The following is a 20,479-nucleotide window of genomic DNA, read 5'->3' as shown; positions in this document are numbered from 1 at the left end:
AAAACTTACTACCCCTACAAATTTCAACACAATTACAACCGCGGGGTGGAGCAGCCCGGTAGCTCGTCAGGCTCATAACCTGAAGGCCGCAGGTTCAAATCCTGCCCCCGCAACCAATGTAGCCTGCTCATTACTTGAAGAGCGCAGTTTTCTTCGGTTGCAGGTCCCCGCAACCAATGTATCCTGTTCAATGAACGACTGAAGAACGTCGTGGTCCGGATGGACTGCGGCGCTTTTTTTGTTGGACGAGAAGTTCAGAATTGCAGCGAGGTCTCCTTCGAGGAAGATGGCAAGCTCGCCGTCCAGCGGAATCAGCTTGATCCGTGAGACCAGAGCGCGCAGCCTCTCGATGGCCTCAAGGCTCGCATCCTCCTTCTGAAGGTTTTCGTAAAGGGCTTCGATGCGTTCCCTGTAGATCACAGCCATGTTTGGATGCAGCAAAGGAGGTGGCTGGGGTGCATCGGCGAGCAGAGCCGTCAGTTCTTCCTTGCGGGCCTCCAGCCGTCCGATCTTGTCCTTCAGCTTGACGCCGGGTACGCCGTCGAGAATGGCCTGGATCGCCTTGTCCAGTTCGCGATCAACGCGGGGTAGTTCCGTGCGCATCGCAGCGAGATCTGCGCCGCGCTCCATTCTCACGCGGTTAACCTCCCGAGTAAACTCATCACAGAACTCCTTGAACAGCGCGGGGTCCATGAGGCGCGTCCGTAGCCCGTTAAGTACAGACTTCTCGAGCATGTCCCGCCGGATGGTCATGCGATTGTCGCAAGTGCCTTTGTTGCGCGCAGTCGAGCAGCCAAGCAGGTTTTTCGAGATCATTGAAAAACCACCGCCACAGCAGCCGCAGCGTGTCATCGCAGTGAAGAGGTGACGAGGACGCTTGAGACTGTTCAGAGGATGGACGCCGTCACCACGTGTCTTTTGCGACCACGTTGTCGTTGCCTGACGGGCCTTGGTCGCTTCCCATAGGTCAGGCTCGACAATTCGAAGTTCAGGAACCTCCTGCAGAATCCATTCACTTTCTGGATTCAGGCGCGAGACGCGCTTGCCAGTTTCCGGATCCTTCAGATAGCGAAGGCGGTTCCAGATCAGTCGGCCAATATAAAGCTCGTTGTTGAGGATGCCGGTGCCGCGGTCACGGTTGCCGTGGATGGTGGATGGTCCCCAGGCACCTCCCAATGGTCCGACAATCCCTTCCGCATTCAGATCGAGCGCAATGGCCCTAGGCGCCTTGCCGTCTGCATATTCACGAAAGATGCGCCGCACGATCGCGGCTTCGCTGATGTTGATCGACCGCTCTCCGCGGACAGCTTCGCCGGCAGCGTCAAATTTTCGGACGACGTCATACCCATAGCACAGACCGCCGCCCGATTTACCGGCTTCAACGCGTCCCCGTATGCCGCGCCGCGTTTTGTCTGCCAGATCCTGCAGAAAGAGGGCATTCATGGTGCCCTTGAGCCCGACATGGAGTTGGGTGACGTCGCCTTCTGAAAGCGTGATGATCCGCACCCCGGCAAACTTCATTCGTTTAAACAGCCCGGCGATATCTTCCTGATCGCGCGAAAGACGGTCCATGGCTTCGGCGAGAATGATCGAAAACTTCCCGCGCTGTGCGTCCTGCATCAGTTCCTGAATACCAGGACGAAGCAGGGAGGCACCAGAGACGGCTCTGTCGCTGTAGCTGTCGACGACGTTCCAGTCCTGACGGGCAGCATATTCCCGACACAGCCTCAGTTGATCCTCAATGGAGGCATCGCGCTGGTTGTCAGAAGAATAGCGGGCGTAGAGCGCGACCTTCATGAAGACCTCCTGTTAGTCCTCCGATCGTGTACGGATCGGTCCGTTTTCATGTTCAATGTAATCCCGCGCCGCCTGCCGGGCGAGGGCTCGTATCAGCGCCCGCAGACCCTCACCGTTACCGTCTCCATGACCGGTAGGGTCGAGAATGACACGGGGCGACGTTGACACTGTAGCGTCTTTTGCGCGCATCGTCCTGCCTTTTCTTGAAGCTCAGATGTGTGCCATCGTGCCTCTCATCGGCACGCAGGAAAATAGAAAACCGCAATAAAACAATGTGGTAAGGAGTATCGTGGCGGGTCGGGGCGTGCCCCTGTCGGTCGTGGCGTGGCGTTTTACGCTCGAAACATTCACGTTCTTGTGAGATTTCCCGCTGACTGGATCAGGAACAGAACAGTCAGTGCGATTCGAAGTGCCGCGGCTTTATGCTGCCTCCGACCACGGGGGGCTGTAAAACTACCTAAAAACAACATACTGCGCGGATCGTACTTTCACAAAAGCATTATACCTGCGGCTAGGCCTTCGGTTCTGCCTCTGCAATTATGACGAATACGCGTCAGTACGGTCTTTTTTCTTGACTCAAAACGGACCGTTTCGTCACTGTGCAACATACAGGTCGCGAGCTGTTTCCAGATTGTACACACATTGCAAGGAACTGCTTTATGCTGACACATGCTGGCGGCGCTGCTTTTGCGCGACCGGAGATCAACATCGCTGACGATACACCGCAGGCACTGCGCCGTCTGGTGAATGATGCACTTTCCAACGACAACGCGGATACGTTCCTTGCCTCTCGCGGAGCCTCGGGTCAGTTGGAGGCGCTCGCGCATCGGTGCTGTGATATGGCGTTTGCACAGAGCGACCTTGCCGCACGGAAGACCGTTCATCGCGTGCTGCATGACCTGTATGGTTTGCATCTCTCCCGACCCCACCCGGGCCTTACTGATAACCAGTACAGTATCGAACTGTTGCGAGCTCGCCGTGCGATCGAAGTTTCGTGGATGGAGTGGGAATTGAGCCAGGCCAGCCCAATCCCGGCCGATGTCGAGCCGGAAGCAATTGGCGACGCCATCAAGTCCCTCTGGAAGAGCCATTCCGGGTATAACCATGCGGTATTCGATTTCATGAAGACCGACGCGTCACGACCGCAGATCATCAAGTATTTTACGACCGATTACGCGCTGAATATGCGTTTTTATGACCTGATCGTGCTGTCTCTTGTCGGTATCGACGAAGATGTCCGGATGGAAGTCGCGCATAATTTCTGGGATGAGATGGGGCAGGGTAACCCAGCCCGCACGCATGTGCGTCTCTACCGCGACCTGCTCGACTATCTCAAGATTGAAGATAATCCGACCCAGTTTGTCGATGCGTTGGGTTGGGAGGGCCTCTCGGGGTATAATCTGCTGCTTTATTTCGCCTTCAACCGGCGGGAATATTTCCGCTCGATCGGTGCGCTTGCAATTACGGAACTCTCGGATCCCGAGCAATACGCCAAATTGCTCTCGGGTTGCCGTCGCGTCGGTATTGGCAACGATCAACCGTCGATTCTGGATTATTACAGCGAGCATGTCGAGGTCGATGCCCTGCATGGCGATGGCTGGATTGACAATGTCATTGTGCCTGTTCTCCGGCGGTATCCCGGTGAAGCGCGATCTGTGCTTGAGGGTGCGGCGATGCGCCTGAACTCCAGTGAAGCGTACTGGGACTGGCAACTGGCCGAAATGAAAGCCGTCAAACCAGTTCCGACCGTGGCCCTGGAGGCAGTCAATTAATCAGATAACGTCCCGTGTATGAACGACCGGTACATTTGATATCGCTTTATTAACTTGTGGAAAGGGAATTGCTGTGGCCTGATCTGTGCCTTGAACTTGTTGACGCACAAAACGTTCCGATTATGAATGAGACGGATTGATGCGAATTCCTGTGAGGTCATGGACGTGCCACAGCAAAAACTCCGCAGAAAGCGGAATGGTCCGGATAGTCGGGCTACTCTCTTAACGACAGCGGGATCCCTCTTTGCCCGTTCGGGTTTCCACCAGGTCAGTGTCGATGACATCGCCGACACCGCGCAGGTCGCGAAAACGGCAATCTACTACCACTTTGGAAACAAAGAGGGGCTGGTGACCGACTTCCTGGAAGGACATATTGAGACGCTTGAGGCCTCGCTGATTGAGGCCGTCAGCGCACATACGAAGCCCAGAGCCCGGCTGCGCGCGGTGTTCGACTGGCATACGTCCTGGTTTCGTCAACCCGACTTTGCAGGATGTGTGTTCTCTCGCGCGACCGAGGAATACAAGGGCAAGCAGGACGCAATCGTTGAGATTTCGCGACTGCAGAAGCGCAGCCTGCGGCACGCCATCCGGGCGCTTCTGGAGGCGGATGGCGTTCTGGAAGAGCGATCTGAGCAACTTGCTCACTTCATGATCTACCTGCTTGATGGCGCAGTTGTCTCAGCCAATGTTCTGGACGAGAAGGATGCCGCGGATCAGGCGTGGGTCGCTGCGGAACGTCTGCTGGACGATGAAACCCGCAGGCACCCACCCACAAAAAACTGACTCTTGCCGGGTCTGCCTGAAGCCAGAAGGCGTTTGGAAGTGCTACTTACGCCCGCGCCAGTTTGTTTACGCCTCCGCACGCCCGTGCCGTCAGTTGACTGGGAAAAGTCTTGAACTGAAGGGTGTGTCGTCATGCAGAGTTCCTTCCAACTCGGGAGGAATTCATGTCTGGTTCTCGTATCCTGTGGGGGCAACTTTGCCTCTGTTTCCTGATTGTCATTGTGGCTTGGTGGGCCGCGACGCAGTGGGTCGCGTGGCGGCTTGCATTCCAGCCGGAACTCGGTCCCCCGTGGACTTTAGTGGCCGGACGGTGGCCGCTCTATCCGCCATTTCTGTTTCCGTGGTGGTGGTACGAGTTCGATGCCTACGCGCCACACATTTTCGTAGAAGGCGGATGGATCGCCGGATCTGGCGGAGTGCTCGCCTTCCTGACAGCAGTGGTCCTGTCCGTCAGGCGCGCGCGGGAGCATAAACGCACAGCCACCTATGGATCGGCCCGCTGGGCCGAACGCGACGATATCGAGCAGGCCGGACTTCTCGGCCAGGATGGCGTGGTGCTGGGGCGTTGGGAGCGCGACTATATCCGGCATGATGGCCCCGAGCATGTGCTCTGCTTCGCGCCGACGCGCTCGGGCAAGGGCGTAGGGCTGGTGATCCCGACGTTGCTGACCTGGCCCGGTTCAGCCATCGTTCACGATATCAAGGGCGAAAACTGGTCCATTACGGCCGGGTTCCGGGGCCGTTTCGGCAGATTGATCCTTTTCGATCCCACTAATCTCGCGTCATGCGCCTACAATCCGCTGCTGGAAATCCGTCTCGGCGAGTGGGAAGTGCGCGATGCCCAGAACGTCGCCGACGTGCTGGTCGATCCCGAAGGCTCGCTGGAACGACGCAATCACTGGGAAAAAACCTCACATTCCCTGTTGGTGGGAGCCATTCTTCATATCCTCTATGCGGAACCGGACAAAAGCTTGCGTGGTGTCGCCAGCCTGCTGTCCGATCCGAAACGCTCGATCGCGGCCACCCTCGTTGTGATGATGGGCACGCGCCATCTTGGCGAGCGTGGCGTCCATCCGGTGGTGGCGTCGGCTGCGCGCGAATTGCTCAACAAATCCCCCAACGAGCGCTCCGGTGTGCTGAGTACGGCCATGTCGTTCCTGGGCCTGTATCGTGACCCCGTGGTGGCCGAGGTGACGAGCCGCAGCACGTGGCGGATTGGCGATCTCGTCAATCCGGCCCGGCCGACGACGTTATACTTCGTTGTCCCGCCCTCGGACATCAGTCGCACCAAGCCGTTGATCCGGCTGATGCTTAACCAGATCGGGCGCAGGCTGACCGAGGATTTGTCCGGAGCAGAAGGGCGGCAGCGTCTGTTGCTGATGCTCGATGAGTTTCCGGCGCTGGGGCGGCTCGATTTCTTCGAAAGCGCGCTTGCTTTCATGGCTGGCTACCGGATCAAGGCGTTTCTGATCGCCCAGTCGCTTAACCAGATTGAAAAAGCCTACGGGCAGAACAACTCGATCATTGACAACTGCCATGTTCGCGTCAGCTTCGCGACCAACGATGAGCGGACAGCCAAACGTGTTTCCGATGCGCTTGGCACCGCAACCGAAATCCGCTCGCAGAAGAACTATGCCGGCCATCGCCTGTCACCCTGGCTGGGGCACCTCATGGTGTCCCGTCAGGAGAGTGCTCGACCCCTGCTGACCGTCGGCGAGATTCAGGAGCTGCCAGCAACCGACGAACTGGTCCTGCTCTCGGGGATGTCGCCCGTTCGGGCAAAAAAGGCTCAATATTTTCGTGACAGCCGGTTTCGGGAACGGCTCTTGCCCGCGCCGGAGACGGGGACACGAGGATTACCGGTCGCACCCGACGACTGGACCTCACGTCCGCAGCCATCAAAGCCTGAGGTCAAGCCCGACACACCAGAGGATGCGGTCAAGGAGGCGGGTGAGGAAGAAGATCCTGTCGGCACCGAGGCGCGCCGTCAGCCGGAAATGGACGTTTCCGAGGAGCCCGACCTGCCACCGCAAGGCGACGAGGACCCCGCGCGTGATGCGCCTATGCGCGAGCGTGAACGCGATCCGATGGAAGAGGAAGACCTTCATGCCGTGCTGACGGCGGATTTGGCCCGCAAAGCCCGTCAGGCGGCTCTTGATCCAGGCAATGATCTGGGGCTGTCATGAGCGGCGCGCGCCAGAAGAAGAAGCGGCTTTCGGTCTATCTGGAGCCGCATCTATGGAAGGGGCTGCGGACGCAGGCTGCCCGACGCTCGATGTCGGACTCCCTGCTGGCCGAAGCCGCGATTGCGGCGTGGCTCGACCCGGAAGGCGCTGGTGGCGATCCCAAAGCGTCGCTGGAAGCCGCCGTGCAGCGGCTCGATCGTCGTCAGGCGCGGATCGAACGCGACCTGTCGATCTCGGTCGAGACGCTCGCGCTGTTCATCCGGCTGTGGTTCACCAGTATGCCAGGTCTTTCTGACAGCATGGCTGCAGCGGCTCGTGCCCAGGGGGCGGAGCGCTACGACCGTTTCGTCGAGATGCTGGGACGGCGGCTGGCCAGCGACAGGCGGTTCCGGACAGACATTGAACGTGAGGCGAATGAAGGCGGCGACGCCGGTGTGAAAAAGGACTGACGAACCATCCTCACGCGTGATCTCAGATCAGCGAGAGAACGCGTTGGCCAGTCGATGTTCATCCGCTTTCCCTGCTGACCGTTCCTTCCGGCCCCCCTTGGCCTTGTTTCGTGTAGGTGATGGTGCCCCCGGGGCCGACCGCGCAGACGCGTCGGTGCGGTCCGTTTTGTCCTCACTCTGGGAGGCACGCTTTCCAAGGCCGATTTTCTGTGCAACCTGACGCCGCATTTCCGTATAATTCGGCGCGACGGTCGGATATTCTTCAGGCAGCCCCCATTTGGCCTTGTAATCCTCAATGGTCATGTCGAAGGCAGCCGCGAGGTGCCGTTTGAGCGATTTCAGCTGTTTCCCATCTTCCAGGCAGATGATGTAGTCGGGAAAGACAGATTCCTTAATCGGGACGGCCGGCTGCTGCTGTTTCTCGACGGTCAGAATTGTCGGCGACGTCGCCTCCGCCGGCGCCTCGTCGACAGTCGCGGACGGTTCAGGCTTTTCAGGAGGCGAGGGAACATTGCTGGTTTTCCGGGATACTCCCGATCCTGTCGTGTTCGGCACAGGCTGTTCCTCTGAAAGCGACGCATAAAGCCGACGTACGAGGTCCGGAAGCTGGTCGGTCTCCACTTTCGTCGTCGCAAGGTGCGCCGTCACGATCTGTGCCATCGCATTCAGACGACCGAGAATGATGTCCTTGTCGCTGCTCAATAGGGTAGTCCTCAATATAGGGTGTGAATCGTTATAAGCTTCGGAAAGCCTGTATTTCACCAACGGATTTGCGCCTTGTCGATTCAAGCACGGGTCACACCTTCCGAGCAACTTTTTGACGCCGCGTGACGTCGATCTTCGGCGCACCGAAAATATTGCCAATCAGCCGTCTTCGTCGGTGTATAGCGTGTCGGGTACAATCACGCGCCGGTTTATAGTTCCAGATACAGTAAAAACTCGCCATATCCAAATATCGTACTATACGCGTTGCCGTTGATGAGCGGGGCCTGATACTCGCGTCCATACTTAATATTTGGCCCGGCTCAAAAGTTTCACGCTCGCGAAGTCAGTTATCGCCATCGTTGCAATCGGTTTCTTCGGCTCACCGTAATTCCTGACAACGCCGGATTAAAAGTTTCAAGCCTAATGCACTGATAAAACGCCAAATTTTTAGCCGTCTACGCCTCTGCCAGTTTGTATACGCTTTCGTACGCCCCGGTACGATGATGGCCGAATTTCTTGTTGCGATCTGGAAACGCGTGCCTCCTCTATTTGTCCCTGTCGCGATCCGGACCTCCCGGTTCGCTTTCCACAACGGGGACGACAATGCACACCCATGCGACGACGAACGAAGCCGTGGCGCGTGGTTTTTCCATGCTGCGCACGGCTATGGGAGAGGCGATCACGAGACAGCTTGCTGATCCGGCAGTTGTCGAGGTGATGCTCAATCCCGATGGACGGCTCTGGATCGACCGTCTGTCAGAAGGGCTGTCCGACACCGGGCACACGATCGGCGCAGCCGATGCCGAACGCATCGTGCGTCTGGTCGCACACCATGTCGGCGCGGAGGTTCATGAGGCCGCGCCCCGTATCTCGGCCGAACTCCCGACAGGCGAGCGGTTCGAGGGATTGCTGCCGCCGGTCGTGACAGCGCCCAGTTTCGCGATCCGCAAGCCCGCTGTCGCCGTATTCACGCTCGACGATTATATCGACGCCGGGATCATCACCGTCGCACAGGCGGCCTATCTCCGCGAGGCTGTCGTCCAGCGTAGAAATATCCTCGTTGCGGGCGGCACGTCTACGGGCAAGACGACGCTGGTCAACGCCCTGCTGGCCGAAGTGGCGAAGACCAGGGACCGCGTGATCCTCATTGAGGACACGCGGGAATTGCAGTGCACGGCGCCCAATCTCGTCGCCCTGCGGACCCGGGAAGGGATCATCACGCTTTCCGACCTCGTCCGGTCCACCCTCCGCCTACGTCCGGACCGCATTCCCATCGGAGAGGTGCGCGGCGCCGAAGCGCTCGATCTGCTCAAGGCGTGGGGCACCGGACATCCCGGCGGCATCGGCACGCTGCACGCCGGCTCAGCGCTCGCAGCCCTGCACCGTCTCGAACAGCTGATCCAGGAGGCTGTGGTGACGGTGCCGCGCGGCATGATCGCGGAAACCATCAATGTGATCGCCGTGCTGTCCGGGCGCGGGACTGCGCGGCGGCTGACGGAACTTGCAACGGTGGACGGACTGGATCCGGCAACAGGCCGTTACCGCCTGACCTCGTTTGATGCCCCGCCTGGCGAAGCAGGGCGTTCACATTCCTTCAACCTCTCCAGCATCGAGGACACACTCTGATGTCGCAGACCCTGTCCGCGCGCGTCATGACGCGCGCCCATACCAGTCGCCTGTCCCGTCTGACCAGTATGGCGGCCATCGCGCTGTTTGCTGCAACCTCCTCCGCCTGGGCGTCCGGCTCCGGAATGCCGTGGGAGGAACCGCTCAACCAGATCCTGGAATCCATTCAGGGACCGGTCGCGCGCATCGTCTCGGTGATCATCATCACCGTGACTGGCCTGACCCTGGCCTTCGGGGAAACGTCGGGAGGCTTTCGACGCCTGATTCAGATCGTCTTCGGTCTGTCCATCGCTTTTGCGGCGTCGAGTTTCTTCCTGTCCTTCTTCTCCTTCTCCGGGGGAGCATTGATCTGATGGTGGGATATGACGACAACGCGGTGCCAGGCTTTCATGTTCCGGTGCATCGCTCCCTGACCGATCCGATCCTGCTGGGTGGCGCCCCACGGACGCTGGCGATCGCTAACGGCACGCTGGGCGCGGCGATCTCGCTGGGTCTGCGGCTCTGGCTGGTCGGCGCGGTGTTCTGGATCGTAGGCCACAGCCTCGCGGTCTGGGGTGCGAGGCGCGATCCGCTGTTTGTCGAAGTGGGGCGGCGGCATCTCCGCTATCCCGCCTGGTTCCGGGCATGAGGAGGGCACGGCGATGATGTCCCTTGGCGAATATCGCAATCGTGCGGCACTTCTGTCGGATTACCTGCCCTGGGCCGCGCTGGTCGAAAAAGGTGTCGTCCTGAACAAGGACGGCTCCTTTCAGCGCACCGCGCGCATTCGTGGTCCGGATCTGGATTCCGCCACACCGGCCGAGCTTGTCGGCGTCACCGGACGGCTGAACAATGCCTTGCGGCGTCTCGGTTCCGGCTGGGCAGTGTTCGTAGAAGCGCAGCGCGTGCCTGCGACGATCTATCCCGAGAGCGATTTTCCCGACGCCGCCAGCCAGATGGTGGATCTGGAGCGCCGGGAACAGTTCGAGGATGAGGGCGCGCATTTCGAGAGCCGGTATTTCCTGACTGTAGTCTGGCTACCACCGGCGGAATCATCAGGTCGCGCTGAACGGTTTCTTTATGAGGGCAGGGAGCACGACGGGCCGGATCCGCACGGCATACTGAATTCTTTCATTGACCGCAGCGACCGTCTTCTGGCGTTGCTCGATGGATTCATGCCCGAGGCAGTCTGGCTCGATGACGGCGAGACGCTGACCTATCTGCACAGTACCATCTCCATCCGGAACCAGCGTGTCCGGGTGCCGGAAATCCCGATGCATCTGGATGCCCTGCTGGTCGATCAGCCGCTGTCGGGCGGGCTGGAGCCAAAACTCGGCGATGCCTTCCTGAAAACCCTGACGATTACGGGTTTCCCCAGCCGCACCTTTCCCGGAATTCTGGACGATCTGAACCGTCTGGCCATGCCGTATCGCTGGTCCACCCGTGCCATTCTTCTGGACAAGACCGACGCCACCAAGGTGCTGACGAAGATCCGGCGTCAGTGGTTCGCAAAACGCAAGAGCATCGCGGCCATTGTTCGCGAAGTCATGACCAACGAAGCATCCGTGTTGGTGGACAATGATGCCGCCAACAAGGCGGCCGATGCCGACCTCGCGCTTCAGTCGCTCGGTGCTGACGATGTCGGGCAAGCCTACATCACCGCGACCGTCACGGTCTGGGATGGCAGTGCCGGCATCGCTTCCGAAAAACTCCGTCTTGTGGAAAAGATCATTCAGGGTCGCGACTTTACCTGTATGACCGAGACTCTGAACGCGGTCGAAGCATGGCTCGGCAGTCTGCCCGGTCACGTCTATGCCAATGTGCGCCAGCCCCCGGTCTCGACCCTGAATCTGGCGCATATGATCCCGCTCTCCGCCGTCTGGGCCGGGCCGGAGCAGGATGTCCATTTCAGGGCGCCGCCGCTCTTCTACGGCAGGACCGCCGGAGCAACGCCGTTCCGGTTTTCTCTCCATGCCAGCGATGTGGGTCATACGCTGATCGCAGGACCGACGGGAGCGGGGAAGTCAGTGCTGCTGGCGCTGATGGCGCTCCAGTTCCGGCGCTACGTGGGGTCGCAGATCTTCGCTTTCGATTTTGGTGGCTCCATGCGCGCCGCAACACTCGGCATGGGCGGCGACTGGCATGATCTCGGTGGTGGTCTGACGGATGAGGACGGGCTGGGTGTGGACGGCTTTCCCGGCGTTTCACTCCAGCCTCTGGCCCGGATTGATGATCCGGATGAGCGCAAATGGGCCAGCGAATGGCTGGGCCAGATTTTTGTCAGTGAAGGCGTCGCGCTGACGCCGGAGGTGAAATCCTATCTCTGGTCGGCCCTGAATTCCCTCGCGTCCTCCCCAGAGGAGGAGCGGACCCTATCGGGCCTGGTCGCACTTCTTCAGTCCAACGCACTGAAACAGGCGCTCGCACCCTACTGCCTCGGCGGTCCCTACGGTCGCCTGCTTGATGCTGACACCGAGCGCCTGGGTGATGCCGATGTGGTGGTGTTCGAAACCGAGGGGCTGATCGGCTCCGGCGCAGCCTCCTCCGTGCTGTCCTATCTGTTCCATCGCATTGAAGGACGGCTGGACGGACGACCCACCCTGCTGGTGATCGACGAAGGCTGGCTCGTTCTCGATGACGGGAATTTCTCCGGCCAGTTGCGGGAATGGCTGAAAACCCTGCGCAAGAAAAACGCCAGCGTCATCTTCGCAACCCAGTCTTTGTCGGATATCGCCAACTCGCCCATTGCCCCGGCCGTGGTCGAAAGCTGCCCGACGCGGATCTTCCTGCCCAACGAGCGCGCCATCGAACCGCAGATCATGGCGATTTATCGCGACTTTGGTCTGAACGACCGTCAGATCGCCATCATCGCCCGCGCGGCCTCGAAGCGGGAATATTACTGCCAGACCCAGCGCGGCAATCGTCTCTTCGAACTCGGGCTCGGGCCGGTGGCACTCGCCCTGTGTGCGGCTTCAGGGAAGGACGACCATCGTCTGATTGATGCTGTGCTGGCGGAGCACGGGCGGGAGGGCTTTCTGCCCGCGTGGTTTGAGGCGCGTGGTGTGCCGTGGGCCTCGGACCTTCTGCGACACGGAGGCGTGCCATGACGGAAAGATCTTTCCGTATTCGGGCAAAATATTTCCGTAGCGGTTATACCGCAGCTGTGGGCGCCGTTCTGTTTTTTCTCATGCCGGTCGTCCCTGCCTGTGCGCAGTGGGCGGTCTATGACGGAGCCAACCATGTCCAGAATGTTCTCATCGCAGCACGGACTCTTCAGCAGATTGATAACCAGATCACATCGCTGGCCAACCAGGCGCAGATGCTGGTCAATCAGGGTCGCAATCTGGCGAGCCTCCCGCTTTCGACACTTTCGACGCTGCAATCGACGATTTCCCAGACGACAGCACTCCTCGCGCAGGCGCAGAACATTGCCTATAGCGTCCAGTCGGTCGAGCAGCAGTATCAGCAGTCCTACACATCCGTCTCGTCCGGCATGTCTGACAGCACCCTCTTCAGTCAGGCACAGACACGCTGGCAGAATTCCGTCGGTGGGTTCGAGGATGCCCTGAAACTGCAGGCCCGGGTGGTCGGCAACATCCCAACCGACAGTTCGGCCATGACGCAACTGGTCTCGGCCAGCCAGAACTCTGCGGGTGCGTTGCAGGCGGCACAGGCCGGAAACCAGCTTATGGCCCTGCAATCCCGCCAGTTATCTGACATTCAGGCGGAGCTTGCCGCCAACGGCCGGGCTGCTGAACTGGAACGTGCCCGACAGGCTGCGAACGAAGCCGGCGCCGAGGCACAATACCAGCATTTCGCGCAGTACGACGCCTATGTTCCCGAGACTGTCTCCGTTCCCGGTTCGGGAGACTGATCGATGGACGCCAGTAATGTCGGGATTATCGACGGGTTCCTGAACACCTTCGAGACCACCATCGATTCCGGTTTTGGATTGCTGCGGGGCAGCGTCGTGTCCCTCGCCGGATCGCTCTCCGTCCTTGATATGCTGCTGGCCGGGCTGTTCTGGGCCTGGGCGGTGGACGAGGACATTGTCCAGCGTCTGGTCAAAAAGACGCTTTATGTCGGCTTCTTTGCCTTCGTCATCAACCATTTCAGCCATCTCTCGAGCGTCGTTTTCAACAGCTTCGCCGCGCTCGGTCTTAAAGCGGGCGGGGGAACGCTGACACTTGCCGATTTCATGCATCCGGGACGGCTGGCCGCGACCGGCCTCTCCGCCGCACAACCGCTGCTTGATGCGGCCAGCAAACTGGTGTTTTCCTTCGGCGCAATTGCCAGCATCGTACAGATCCTCGTGCTGCTTCTGTGCTGGTTCATCGTGCTGGCGGCCTTCTTCATCCTCGCGGTGCAGCTTTTCGTCGCGATTGTCGAATTCAAGCTCACCAGCCTCGCCGGGTTCGTGTTGATCCCGTTCGCCCTGTTCAACCGGACGGCCTTTCTGGCCGAGAAGGTTCTCGGGAACGTCGTTTCGTCCGGTGTGAAGATCATGGTGCTGGCCGTCATTTCCGCCGTCGCCTCCGGCCTCTTCAAACAGTTCACGACCTCCTACGGGAACAGTTCGCCCACCATCGGACAGGCGCTGTCCGTGGTTCTGGCCTCCCTGTGCATGGTCGGGCTTGCGATTTTCGGCGGTTCACTGGCCAACGGCCTGATCTCCGGCGCCCCACAACTTGGCGCGGGTGCTGCTGTCGGCACCGGTATGGCGGTCGGCGCCATGGGAGCGGCGGCTGTCGCCGCCCCTGCCGCCATCGCCTCCGGTGGTGGCGCGGCTCTGGCCGCCACGGCAGCAGCCGCTCGTGGCGGGGCCGCTGCGGCGGGGGCGGCCTCAAGCGCCTATTCCATGGGAGCCATGAGCGCCGCGGGTGGGAGCGCGGGCGCGCGCATGGCCGCCGGGCTTGGTGGTGTCGCCCGCGCACCAGGTGCCGCAGCCATGAACGCAGCAAAGAGCAGGGCGTCCGGGGCCGCAGCGTCCATGAAACAGAGTTACGGCGCCGGTGCTCGTGGCGCCTTCACCGCAACAGGGGGGCGCTTTACCGGCGGAGCCGCTTCCGAGGCGGGTGGCGGGAATTCTGCCGGCCCGTCAGACAGCGCCGGCAAAGGTCAAGGCGGCGGCGCCGGCTCTGCTCCCGACAGCAAGCCCCCACGCTGGGCACAAAAAATGAAGCGTCGCAATGCCGCGACCCACGCGGCCGAAGCGGCCCATGTCATCCGCTCCGCCGATGGCGGCGGTGGATCGGCAGCCATCGATCTTTCGGAGAAACAATGATGTTCCGTCGCTCTACCACACGCTACGGGATCACACCCGAACCCGTGACACCCTATCAACACGCAGCCCAGATCTGGGATGACCGGATCGGCTCCGCCCGTGTGCAGGCCCGTAACTGGCGGCTGATGGCTTTTGGCAGTCTGTTCCTCTCGGCAGCACTCGGGATCGGCCTGGTCTGGCAGTCCGCGCGTGGCACCATCGTCCCCTGGGTCGTGCAGGTCGACAAACTCGGCCAGACACAGGTGATCGGCCCAGCGACCTCGGCCTATGTTCCGACCGATCCGCAGGTGTCGTGGTATCTGGCGCGCTTCATCGAAGATGTGCGTGGCCTGTCCGCCGATCCTGTCGTTGTGCGGCAGAACTGGCTGCAGGCCTACGAGTTCACCATGATTTCCGGCGCACAGGCGCTGAACGACTATGCCCGCCTCAACGACCCGTTCTCACGGGTCGGCCACGAACAGGTCGAGGTCGATGTGTCGTCGGTCATCCGGGCATCGCCCGGCAGTTTCCGCGTGGCCTGGACCGAACGGCATTACCGCGACGGCGCCTTCACGGGAACCGAACGCTGGACCGCTATTCTCACGGTCATGATCGTCACCCCACGCACGGCCGATCGCCTGCGGAAAAACCCGCTTGGCATCTATGTCACCGCCATCAACTGGTCGAAGGAACTCGGACAATGATCCGCATGGTCTTGCGCGCCCTGCCGCTGGCGCTGCTCACCCTGTCCGCCTGTGCCGGACAGTATCATCCGCCCGCCATTCGCTATGATGATGCGGCGCGGGCTACACGCCTGCCCGATCCACCCAAACCGGTGCAGGTGGTGGAAATCGCCAGACCTTTGCCGCTGCCGGGCCAACTGAAACGCCTGCCGTCGCGCAGCGTCCAGGCCCGGCGAGGTGCGCCGGAGGTTGCCGATCCGACCGTGCGTGTGATTCAGGCGAACGTCGCCGCCCGGATCCAGCCGACGCGGGCGGGATTTATCAATGCCGTGCAGGTTTATCCCTACAGTCCCGGCGCGCTCTATCAGGTCTACGCGTCGCCCGGTGACATTACCGACATCATGCTCCAGCCCGGCGAAAAGCTGGTCGGAAGCGGGCCGGTTGCCGCTGGTGACACCGTCCGGTGGGTGATCGGGGATACATCGAGCGGCAGTGGTACTGCCAAGCGTGTCCATATCCTGGTCAAGCCGACCCGTCCCGATCTCACGACCAATCTGATCGTCAATACCGACCGCCGGACCTACCTGGCGGAACTGCGTTCCACACCGGCGACCTACATGGCGTCCGTGTCGTGGGACTATCCCGAGGACGATCTGATCGCGCTGCACCGTCAGAATGACGACGCCGAAGAAGAGGCTCCTGTGGATGCGGGGCTGAATCTCGACGATCTGCATTTTCGCTACGCCATACAGCCAGCAAAAGGCGGGGTGCCCCCGTGGCTGCCCTCGCGGGCTTTCGATGACGGACGCAAAGTCTATATCGCTTTCCCGAGCGGGATCGGGCAGGGGGATCTGCCACCTCTTTTCGTGCTGGGGCCGGACGGGAACCCGGCTTTGGTCAATTACCGGGTCCGCCAGAACTGGATGATCGTTGACCGCTTGTTCGCCGCGGCCGAGCTGCGTCTCGGCGACAAGACCAGCGAGCAGCGCGTGCGCATCGTGCGCACTGACGGGCGGCCGTCATGAGCGAGGACAGAGAAGAGGGGGCAGGGCAGGACACCGCTCCACGCCCTGATCAGAATGCCCCGCCCAATGGGGGAAACCCGGCCCCACCGGCGACGCCCCCCGATCTGCGCCTCCGTGCCGAGCGTCCACGCGTCGTGCGTCTGTCGCGGACGGTGATCTGGTCACTCGGGGGGATCGGCGTCATCGTCGTGGCGTTCGCCCTCGGATATGCGTTGGAAGCCAGCCATCGAGCGCCGTCAGCATCAGTCGGTCCGGACAATGCGTCCCCACCATCTGCGGCAGGTCTGGACAACCTCCCGAAAGATTATTCCAATGTGCCCAGGCTCGGACCCGCGCTTCCCGGTGATCTGGGCAGGCCAATCCTCAACGCGCAGCGGCAGGGCAAATCAATCCCTGCCAATGCGATCGGCAACGAGGATGCGCGTCGGGCTCAGCAGGAAATTGATGCCGCCATTGGCAGCAAACTGTTTGCCTCAGTCGATGTGCGTGATCAGCATGACGTGCAGCCGGCTTCATCTGCGACCTCAGCGTCCCCTGGCCAGGGTGCAGGAACGACCAGCACCGGACCACAGGCAGAGAACCGGGCCTTTCTCGCGGGTCAACCTGACCGGCAGACCATCAGCCCCGATCGGATTTTGCCGCTCCTCTCCCCTTACGTGCTTCAGGCCGGAACGGTCATTGCGGGCGCGCTGAACACGAAGATCAGTTCCGATCTTCCGGGCCAGATCGTCGGGCACGTCACCCAGAACGTCTATGACAGCCCGACAGGGCGCTATCTCCTGATCCCGCAGGGCAGTACGCTGTTCGGTGCCTATAACAGCGGCATTTCCTTCGGGCAGCAACGCACCCAGATCATCTGGACCCGGCTGATTTTCCCGGACGGCGAAAGCCTCGTGCTGGAGAAACTGCCCGGCGCCGACGCGATCGGCCAGTCCGGCCTGTCGGACGAGGTGAACAACCACTGGGGCCAGTTGTTCAAAGCCGCACTGGTGACCACGCTGCTCAGCGTCGGGTCGGAAGCTGGCACGAGCCAGAGCGAGAACAATCTCGCCCAGGCCATTCGCAGTGGCGCCAGCAACGGGTTCTCTCAGGTGGGATACCGGCTGGTCGACCGCTCACTCGATATTCAGCCAACCCTCACCGACCGTCCCGGTCTGCCGTTCACGCTTCTGCTGGGGCGCGACCTGATACTCAAACCTTATGTTGCGAAAGGAGAACATCGCAATGGATAAGCTTCGTATCACCGCAATTCCCGACAGTCGTCCTGTCCGGATGACGATTGCCTTTCCCGCGGACATTCATCGTGACCTTCTTCTGTATGCCCGTTTTCTCGCGGAGGAGAATGGCGACGACACCAATGTCGGCAAGAACCCGGCCCGTCTGGTTCCAATTATGGTGGCCCGGTTCATCGAACGTGATCGTGTGTTCCTCAAGAAACGGAAGGAGGAAGGCGAAAAACCCTGAAAGTGAATAGCCAATAAACGGACCGTTCTGTATTGTTGCTCGGAGATGCTACGTGGCATGTTTGCCTCATTCAGTTCCGACATGACGGATCACGACGATGGATAACACGGCGACCGCATTTCACGAGGGCGAACGGCGTGCGCAGGCACTGGCTGGCGTGGCCGCACCTTCGAGCACTTTCATTCGCTCCTTCATGACAGAGCAGCATCGCACGTTCTTTGCATCGCTGCCTTATGTCGTGCTGGGTGCCCTTTCTCCCGACGGCTGGCCGGTTGCAACGCTTGCTACCGGCGTGCCCGGCTTTCTCTCAAGTCCTGACGAGATAACACTTCATCTCGCCTGGCATCCCCTATCAGGAGATCCTGTGGCTGAAGCGCTGGCGCCGGAACGCCCGATCGCGATCCTCGGGATCGAGTTTGCGACACGCCGACGCAACCGCGCCAACGGCACCGTTCTGGCGAACGACGCGGACGGCATCCGGATGCGCGTTCTGCAGAGTTTCGGAAACTGTCCAAAATATATCCGCCCACGTGAGCCACGATCGCTGCTTCGATTACCCGGTGCCGTGGAGAGATATCCGGCACCAGACGCTGAGGCGCGCGACGTCATCATGACCGCCAGCACATTCTTCATCGCCTCCTGCGCATCGTCTGTCGTCCACGGCGGCATGGATGTCTCGCATCGCGGCGGACCATCAGGTTTTGTGCAGCTCAACGGTGATGTCCTGACTGTTCCGGATTACCCAGGTAATCGTTATTTCAACACGTTTGGAAACTTTCTGGAAAATCCTCGGGCTGGTCTTCTCTTCATCAATTTCGACAACGGTGATCTTCTGCATCTGACGGGTGAGGCGTCTGTTTCGTGGAGCGGTGCAGGGCGTTCGTTTGATGTGCGTATTCGAGAGGTGATCCGACGCAGGAAGGCTCTGTCGCTCGGTTGGGTGGAGGGACCTGATATTGGGATCGTATCGTCGAGCCACGACGTATGACCGCAAACCGCATTCGTACTCCACGCATCGTAGAGCGTGTTATGGCGTATGCGTCACTTGGATTGCCACCGCTGTTCTGGGCCGGAAATTTTATCGTCAGCCGTGCGGTTCGCGATCTGACCGCACCCCTGACCCTGTTGACCGTCCGCTGGGTCGTTGCTTTTGTCTGCCTGTCGCCGTTTGCGCTCCCTATCATGCGCCGTGATGCTCCTCGTTATTGGCAGCATCGCTGGCTTATGCTCGGGACGGCGCTTACAGGGATCGTCGGCTTCAATGCCCTGATCTATGTTGGTGTACGAACGACCACGGCGAGCAACGCCCTTCTGATGAACGCGCTGATACCACTCATGATTGTTTTCTTCGGTGCGATCTTTTACCGGCAGCGACTTACACTCGCTCAGGGCGCTGGTCTGATACTTTCGTTGTTGGGCGTGTTCACGCTGGTTCTGCACGGCCAATGGTCACAATGGAGCGCCCTCGCGCTCGTGCCGGGAGATGCTGTTGTCCTTGCTGCGATGGCTTGCTTTGCGTTTTACACGCTCTGGATCCGTCGCCTGCCGGCAGACCTCGACCGGTTGGGTGTGCTGGGTGCTCATATCACGATCGGCGTCTGCCTCCTGTTGCCGCTCTGGTTCATCGCTCCGATAAGTGCGACATCTGCTCATTGGACGATTTCATTTGCCGCAGCTGCCTTATATGTGGGCATTTTTCCGTCCGTTCTGGCCTATTTACTCTACATGCGCGCTGTCAGATTTTTTGGTGCGGAACGTGCAGGCCTGAGCATTCATCTGATCCCGGCCTTTGGAGTCATACTCTCGACGTTGTTTCTTCACGAACGTCTGCATCTCTGGCACGCTACAGGCATTGTAGCGATTGCTTTGGGTCTGGTGTGTTCGTCTTTCCGGCAGGCCTCTGCACCGCCGACCAATGGCGGCGATGTCTCGCACGTTCGGGAAGTATGAGCCCAACGATATGGAGATCACCACACGATTAACTCTGATTGATGAGAGATCAGCATACTTGGGATTTTTGTTGCACTCGTCTTTTCTACTTATATCCGGGATGAAAAATGCAAGAAGTATGATCCCATTTTAGCTTCCATTTTCCACGAGGTAGGGTGGTTCACGACGGGCCAAACGCCCATCTGACAGAGGCCGTTGAAGCCCCAGCGCCTCCTCTGCTGGCGCATTCATCCACACATCCAGCTCATCCGGCTGCGTCAGAATCACCGGCATGGCTTTCGGATGGATGGCTCCAACTTCCCGGTTTGCCTCGGTGGTCAGAAATCCAAACAGGTCATCCGTTGTCTCTCCATCAGCCAGTTTCCGCACGGATGTCCATCGGCACCAGATACCGGCAAAGAAAGCCAGCGGCTCTCCGTCGCTGCGGGCAAACCACACAGGCTGTGATTTCCCATCAGGCAAACGCTCGGGTTCCGAGAACGCTGTCAGCGGAACCAAACAGCGGTGCTCCACCCCTTCCCAGCGCTTCCACCATGCAGATCCCGGATTGCGGATATTGGTCACACCGCGATCCACCTTATGGCCTTTCAGGTAACCGGGGGGAGTCGGCATACCCCAGCGGGCCATGAGCAGTTCACGACCGCCTTCCCCGTTCCTCACAATCGGCGCCATCGTATTCGGGTAGATCTCCGGCAGCGGCTGGAGATTGCCCGTGCGATCCTCAAGAACTTTCGCGATCTCGCGGATCGCCTGCGGGTTGGAAGTCATGGAATAGAGATTGCACATCCGCCTGCTCC

Annotated in this window: 19 protein-coding genes and 1 tRNA gene; 17 read left to right on the top strand and 3 right to left on the bottom strand. The window is 60.1% G+C overall.

Annotated elements, in window-relative coordinates; translation table 11 throughout:
• Positions 1-39: 39 nt before the first annotated feature.
• Positions 40-116, top strand: a tRNA-Met gene (locus tag FKW19_RS04325).
• On the opposite strand, the gene FKW19_RS04320 is transcribed toward FKW19_RS04325, so the two are convergent.
• Positions 73-1,797: a recombinase family protein gene (locus tag FKW19_RS04320; protein ID WP_081938986.1), complete on the bottom strand. Its 1,725-nt coding sequence runs from the start codon at positions 1,795-1,797 to the stop codon at positions 73-75. The genes FKW19_RS04325 and FKW19_RS04320 overlap by 44 nt on opposite strands.
• Positions 1,798-2,456: 659 nt before the next feature.
• Here FKW19_RS04320 and FKW19_RS04315 point away from each other — a divergent pair.
• The 4 genes from FKW19_RS04315 (at position 2,457) to FKW19_RS04300 (ending at position 6,987) form a co-directional block, all read left to right on the top strand.
• Positions 2,457-3,569 carry an iron-containing redox enzyme family protein gene (locus FKW19_RS04315; RefSeq protein ID WP_035378738.1) on the top strand — a complete coding sequence of 371 codons (1,113 nt, stop codon included), beginning with the start codon at positions 2,457-2,459 and terminating at the stop codon, positions 3,567-3,569.
• Between the two features lie 159 nt (positions 3,570-3,728).
• Positions 3,729-4,352 (top strand): TetR/AcrR family transcriptional regulator, encoded by a 624-nt coding sequence (locus tag FKW19_RS04310; RefSeq protein ID WP_238331253.1) that lies wholly within the window; start codon positions 3,729-3,731, stop codon positions 4,350-4,352.
• Positions 4,353-4,516: 164 nt separating this feature from the next.
• A complete protein-coding gene (locus FKW19_RS04305; protein WP_035378733.1) occupies positions 4,517-6,538 on the top strand; it encodes a conjugal transfer protein TraG in 2,022 nt (673 codons plus the stop codon).
• Entirely contained in the window at positions 6,535-6,987 is a 453-nt protein-coding gene (locus tag FKW19_RS04300) for a hypothetical protein (RefSeq protein WP_035378731.1), read from the top strand. Before FKW19_RS04305 ends, FKW19_RS04300 begins: the two co-directional genes overlap by 4 nt.
• A gap of 27 nt (positions 6,988-7,014) precedes the next feature.
• On the opposite strand, the gene FKW19_RS04295 is transcribed toward FKW19_RS04300, so the two are convergent.
• Positions 7,015-7,689 (bottom strand): MucR family transcriptional regulator, encoded by a 675-nt coding sequence (locus FKW19_RS04295; protein WP_370512886.1) that lies wholly within the window; start codon positions 7,687-7,689, stop codon positions 7,015-7,017.
• A gap of 606 nt (positions 7,690-8,295) precedes the next feature.
• Between FKW19_RS04295 and trbB the strand changes: the two genes are divergently transcribed.
• The 12 genes from trbB to FKW19_RS04235 all read left to right on the top strand — a co-directional run bounded on the left by trbB (position 8,296) and on the right by FKW19_RS04235 (position 19,682).
• Positions 8,296-9,318 carry a P-type conjugative transfer ATPase TrbB gene (trbB, locus tag FKW19_RS04290; protein ID WP_150150571.1) on the top strand — a complete coding sequence of 341 codons (1,023 nt, stop codon included), beginning with the start codon at positions 8,296-8,298 and terminating at the stop codon, positions 9,316-9,318.
• A complete protein-coding gene (locus FKW19_RS04285; protein ID WP_052051224.1) occupies positions 9,318-9,671 on the top strand; it encodes a TrbC/VirB2 family protein in 354 nt (117 codons plus the stop codon). Before trbB ends, FKW19_RS04285 begins: the two co-directional genes overlap by 1 nt.
• Positions 9,671-9,946, top strand: coding sequence for a VirB3 family type IV secretion system protein (locus tag FKW19_RS04280; protein ID WP_035378726.1), 276 nt, complete (start codon positions 9,671-9,673; stop codon positions 9,944-9,946). Before FKW19_RS04285 ends, FKW19_RS04280 begins: the two co-directional genes overlap by 1 nt.
• A 13-nt stretch (positions 9,947-9,959) precedes the next feature.
• Positions 9,960-12,404 carry a conjugal transfer protein TrbE gene (gene trbE / locus FKW19_RS04275; RefSeq protein ID WP_150150572.1) on the top strand — a complete coding sequence of 815 codons (2,445 nt, stop codon included), beginning with the start codon at positions 9,960-9,962 and terminating at the stop codon, positions 12,402-12,404.
• A complete protein-coding gene (gene trbJ, locus FKW19_RS04270) occupies positions 12,401-13,171 on the top strand; it encodes a P-type conjugative transfer protein TrbJ (RefSeq protein ID WP_089179471.1) in 771 nt (256 codons plus the stop codon). The genes trbE and trbJ overlap by 4 nt, the downstream gene beginning before the upstream one ends.
• Positions 13,172-13,174: 3 nt before the next feature.
• A complete protein-coding gene (gene trbL, locus FKW19_RS04265; RefSeq protein ID WP_089179470.1) occupies positions 13,175-14,581 on the top strand; it encodes a P-type conjugative transfer protein TrbL in 1,407 nt (468 codons plus the stop codon).
• A complete protein-coding gene (gene trbF / locus FKW19_RS04260) occupies positions 14,581-15,264 on the top strand; it encodes a conjugal transfer protein TrbF (RefSeq protein WP_089179469.1) in 684 nt (227 codons plus the stop codon). Before trbL ends, trbF begins: the two co-directional genes overlap by 1 nt.
• The gene (gene trbG, locus FKW19_RS04255) at positions 15,261-16,268 is read left to right on the top strand and encodes a P-type conjugative transfer protein TrbG (RefSeq protein WP_089179468.1); all 1,008 of its coding nucleotides are present in this window, start codon (positions 15,261-15,263) and stop codon (positions 16,266-16,268) included. Before trbF ends, trbG begins: the two co-directional genes overlap by 4 nt.
• The gene (locus FKW19_RS04250) at positions 16,265-17,500 is read left to right on the top strand and encodes a TrbI/VirB10 family protein (RefSeq protein WP_089179467.1); all 1,236 of its coding nucleotides are present in this window, start codon (positions 16,265-16,267) and stop codon (positions 17,498-17,500) included. The genes trbG and FKW19_RS04250 overlap by 4 nt, the downstream gene beginning before the upstream one ends.
• Positions 17,493-17,732, top strand: a complete 240-nt coding sequence (locus FKW19_RS04245; RefSeq protein WP_035378714.1) for a DUF2274 domain-containing protein — start codon at positions 17,493-17,495, stop codon at positions 17,730-17,732. Before FKW19_RS04250 ends, FKW19_RS04245 begins: the two co-directional genes overlap by 8 nt.
• Positions 17,733-17,829: 97 nt before the next feature.
• Entirely contained in the window at positions 17,830-18,720 is an 891-nt protein-coding gene (locus FKW19_RS04240) for a pyridoxamine 5'-phosphate oxidase family protein (protein WP_035378712.1), read from the top strand.
• The gene (locus FKW19_RS04235; RefSeq protein ID WP_035378710.1) at positions 18,717-19,682 is read left to right on the top strand and encodes a DMT family transporter; all 966 of its coding nucleotides are present in this window, start codon (positions 18,717-18,719) and stop codon (positions 19,680-19,682) included. The genes FKW19_RS04240 and FKW19_RS04235 overlap by 4 nt, the downstream gene beginning before the upstream one ends.
• Before the next feature lie 129 nt (positions 19,683-19,811).
• Here the strand turns inward: FKW19_RS04235 and FKW19_RS04230 are convergent, their stop codons facing one another.
• Positions 19,812-20,468, bottom strand: coding sequence for an SOS response-associated peptidase (locus FKW19_RS04230; protein ID WP_035378708.1), 657 nt, complete (start codon positions 20,466-20,468; stop codon positions 19,812-19,814).
• Positions 20,469-20,479 lie beyond the last annotated feature (11 nt).

Source organism: Acetobacter sp. DmW_125128 (assembly GCF_008704325.1).
Lineage (GTDB): Bacteria > Pseudomonadota > Alphaproteobacteria > Acetobacterales > Acetobacteraceae > Acetobacter > Acetobacter oryzifermentans.
The sequence above is the reverse complement of the archived record's forward strand: the minus strand, read 5'-3'. Positions and strand labels throughout refer to the sequence as shown.